The 3281-nt window shown below is 72.4% G+C and carries 3 protein-coding genes; 2 read left to right on the top strand and 1 reads right to left on the bottom strand.

Annotated features, from left to right (window positions below; all coding sequences use genetic code 11):
• On the top strand, positions 1 to 608 hold a 608-nt coding region (locus tag ACTIR_RS22350; protein ID WP_034239016.1), incomplete at its 5' end, for a VWA domain-containing protein.
• 19 nt (positions 609 to 627) lie between these two features.
• Here ACTIR_RS22350 and ACTIR_RS0108260 read toward each other — a convergent pair.
• A complete protein-coding gene (locus ACTIR_RS0108260) occupies positions 628 to 1473 on the bottom strand; it encodes an arylamine N-acetyltransferase family protein (protein WP_026453917.1) in 846 nt (281 codons plus the stop codon).
• Between the two features lie 222 nt (positions 1474 to 1695).
• On the opposite strand from ACTIR_RS0108260, the gene ACTIR_RS22345 reads away from it, so the two are divergent.
• Positions 1696 to 3281 (top strand): MDR family MFS transporter (locus tag ACTIR_RS22345; RefSeq protein ID WP_233345858.1); only part of this gene is annotated, 1586 nt, incomplete at its 3' end.

Genomic DNA, 3281 nt, shown 5'->3' with positions numbered 1-3281 from the left:
TGCGGCGCACGCTGCGCCGGTCGATGGCCACCGGCGGGGTGCCGATGCGGCCGGTGTTGCGGCGGCGTGGCCCGCACCGGCCGGAGCTGGTGCTGTTGTGTGACCTGTCCGGGTCGGTGGCCGGGTTCGCGCAGTTCACCCTGCTGTTGATCCAGGCGTTGTCCGACCAGTTCAGCAAGGTGCGCAGTTTCGCGTTCGTCGGGGTCACCGACGAGGTCACCGACCTGGTGCGGGCCGGGAGTGAGGACCCGCGCAACCTCGCGGTGCGGGTGCTGTCGCAGGCGCGGGTGACGACGTGGGGAAGCAACAGTGACTACGGCGGGGCGTTGGACTCGTTCGTGGCCGGGTGGCCGGACGCGGTCGGTCCGCGTACGAGCGTGCTGATCCTCGGGGACGGCCGCACCAACGGGGGTGATCCGAACCTGCCCGTGTTGCGGGAGGTGGCGGCCGCGGCGCGGCACGTGTACTGGCTCAACCCGGAGCCGGAGAATTTGTGGGGCACGGGTGACTCGGCGGCCCACCACTACGCGCGGGTGGTGCCGATGCACGAGTGCCGCAACGTGCGGCAGCTGTCCCGGCTGATCACGGAGCTGATGCCGGCGGGGTGAGCCGCGGGCGGGTGCCGGGTCACCCGCCGAGCCGGTCGCGCAGCCGGGACAGCTCGTCCGGGTCGAGGGTGATGTCGAGCTCGCGCAGTGTCTCGTCGAGTTGCTCCGGTGGGACGGGCACCCGCTCGGCGGGGCGGCCGTCGGGGTGGGTGGTGTGCAGTTCGGTGCCGACGAGGCGGCGGCAGCGGCCGGGTTCGAGGCGCATCACTACCGGCCGGCCGGTGAACGGGGAGTCCGGGTGGGTGGCGATGTAGTGGTTGCCGACGGTGTAGTCGACCGGGTGCTGCGGGGTGGTGTCGAAGGCGTGCAGGGCCTTCCAGCCGTCGTCGGTGTGCTGCTCCAGGCGCCAGGTGCGGCCGTCGGTGCGCAGCCGGTGGGGCCAGCCGGCCTGGTCGACGACGTGCCCGTCGCGCAGCGGCATCGGGTGCAGCACGCCGGAGCCGAAGCCGACGTCGACGAGGTGGTCGACGCCGTCGACGCGGGTCAGCAGGATCACGTGGGTCTGCGGGCCGGGGTGGTCGGGTCGGACGCGGGCCACGCCGCGCACGACCGGGTAGCCGAGCCGGGCCAGCACCGCGGCGAACAGCAGGGCGTGTTCGTAGCAGTAGCCGCCGCGGGGCCGGTGCACGAGCTTCGCGGTGATCGATTCCAGGTCGAGGCCCGGGGTGCGGCCGAGCACGACGTCGAGGTTCTCGAACGGGATGGTGCGCACGTGGGCCTCGTGGAGCGCGCGCAGCCCCTCCGTCGACGGTGCGGCGGGGGTGTGTGCGAACCCGATGCGGGCGAGGTAGGCGTCGAGGTCGAGCGCGTCGACGCCCCATTCGTCGGTGTCGGTGGGTGCCGGGGTGGGTGCGGTGGTGGTCATGGCGTCAGCGTCACACCTGCAGTGCGGTGGAGGTCAAACCGGGCGGCGCGGCGGCTGGTGGGGCGGGCCACCCCGAGCATAGTTGCATCACACAACTTTTTTCGTTAGCTTCGGAAAAGATTTCCGGCCCGTGAAGGGAGCCCCGCCACGTCCGCGCCCGAGCGATCCGCGTCCGACGCCGAAGCCGCGCCGCCGCACGCGGGGCAGCCGCCCGAGCGGCCGATGTCGCACCGGCAGGTGCTCAAGGCGTTCACCGGGCTGCTGCTCGCGCTGCTGGTGGCGATCCTGTCGTCGACCGTCGTCTCCAGCGCGCTGCCCACGATCCTGGCCGACCTGGACGGCACGCAGAGCCAGTACGCGTGGGTGGTCACCGCGATGCTGCTGACCTCCACCGCCACCACCCCGATCTGGGGCAAGCTGGCCGACCTGTTCAGCAAGAAGCTGCTGTACCAGGTCGCGATCGTGATCTTCACGCTCGGGTCGGTGCTCGGCGGGTTCGCGCTGACCATGCCGCAGCTCATCGGGTTCCGCGCCCTGCAGGGCATCGGCATGGGCGGGCTGCAGGCGCTCATCCAGGCCGTGATGGCGGCGATGATCACCCCGCGGGAGCGCGGCCGCTACGCCGGCTACATCGGCGCCACCTTCGCCGTCGCCACCACCTCCGGACCGCTGATCGGCGGGCTGATCGTGGACTCCCCGCTGGGCTGGCGGTTCACCTTCTGGGTCGGCGTGCCCATCGCCGTGGCCGCGTTCGTCGTGCTCGGCCGCACGCTGAAACTGCCCGTCGTCAAGCGCGACATCAAGATCGACTGGCTGGGTGCGCTGCTGCTGGTGTCCGGGGTGACCCTGCTGCTGGTGTGGTTCTCCCTGGCGGGGCAGGACTTCGCGTGGCTCTCGCCCACCACCGGCTGGCTCGTCGGCGGCGCACTGGCGCTGCTGGCGCTGGCCGTGTTCGTCGAGACCCGGGTCAGCGAACCCGTGGTGCCGCTGCGGCTGTTCCGCGACCGCACCTTCACCCTCGCCATCGTCGGGTCGCTGGCCGTGGGCACCGCCATGTTCGGCGGCGCGGTGTTCCTCGTGCAGTACTTCCAGATCGCCCGCGGCTACTCCCCCACGGTGGCCGGGCTGCTCACCCTGCCGATGGTCGGCGGGCTGGTCGCCTCCTCCACCATCACCGGCCGCATCGTGTCCCGCACCGGCCGCACCAAACCGTTCCTCGTGGCCGGGTCGCTGGTGCTGCTCACCGGGCTGTCCCTGCTGTCCACCGTCGACCACACCACCGACCTCGTGTGGATGGGCGTGTTCCTCGCGCTGATGGGCACCGGCGTCGGCTCGATGATGCAGAATCTCGTGCTGGCCGCGCAGAACACCGTCGGCATGCGCAACGTCGGCGCCGCCACCGCCACCGTCACCTTCTTCCGCACCCTCGGCGGCTCCGCCGGGGTGTCCGTGCTGGGTGCGGTGCTCGCGATGCGCGTGGCCGACCACATCACCAGCACCCTCACCGCCCGCGGCCTGCCCGTCGGCGAGGCCCTCAACGGCGGGGGCGGCACCCTCGACGTCGACGCGCTGCCCCCGCCCGTGCGGGAGGTCGTGCGCGCCGCCTACGGCCACGCCACCGGCACCCTGTTCCTCATCGCCGCCTGCGCGGCTCTGGTCACCGTCGTGGCCGTCGCCTTCATCCGGGAACAACCCCTGCGCGAGACCCTCGACCTCGACGACCACGACGGCACGACACCGCCCGCGCCGCACACCCCCACCGCCGAGCCCGCGGCCACCACACCCGACCCCGCGGCGGCCGCGGGGGG

The sequence above is a fragment of the Saccharomonospora iraqiensis subsp. iraqiensis genome (genome assembly GCF_000430445.1).
Classification (GTDB): Bacteria; Actinomycetota; Actinomycetes; order Mycobacteriales; family Pseudonocardiaceae; genus Saccharomonospora; species Saccharomonospora iraqiensis.
Note: the sequence above shows the minus strand (reverse complement) of the source record. Positions and strands in the feature narration are given on the sequence as shown.

What these genes read in the sequence shown, in the direction of transcription:
- ACTIR_RS0108260 (WP_026453917.1), bottom strand. Translation starts at nt 1,473, where the DNA reads ATGACCACCACCGCACCCACCCCGGCACCCACCGACACCGACGAATGG.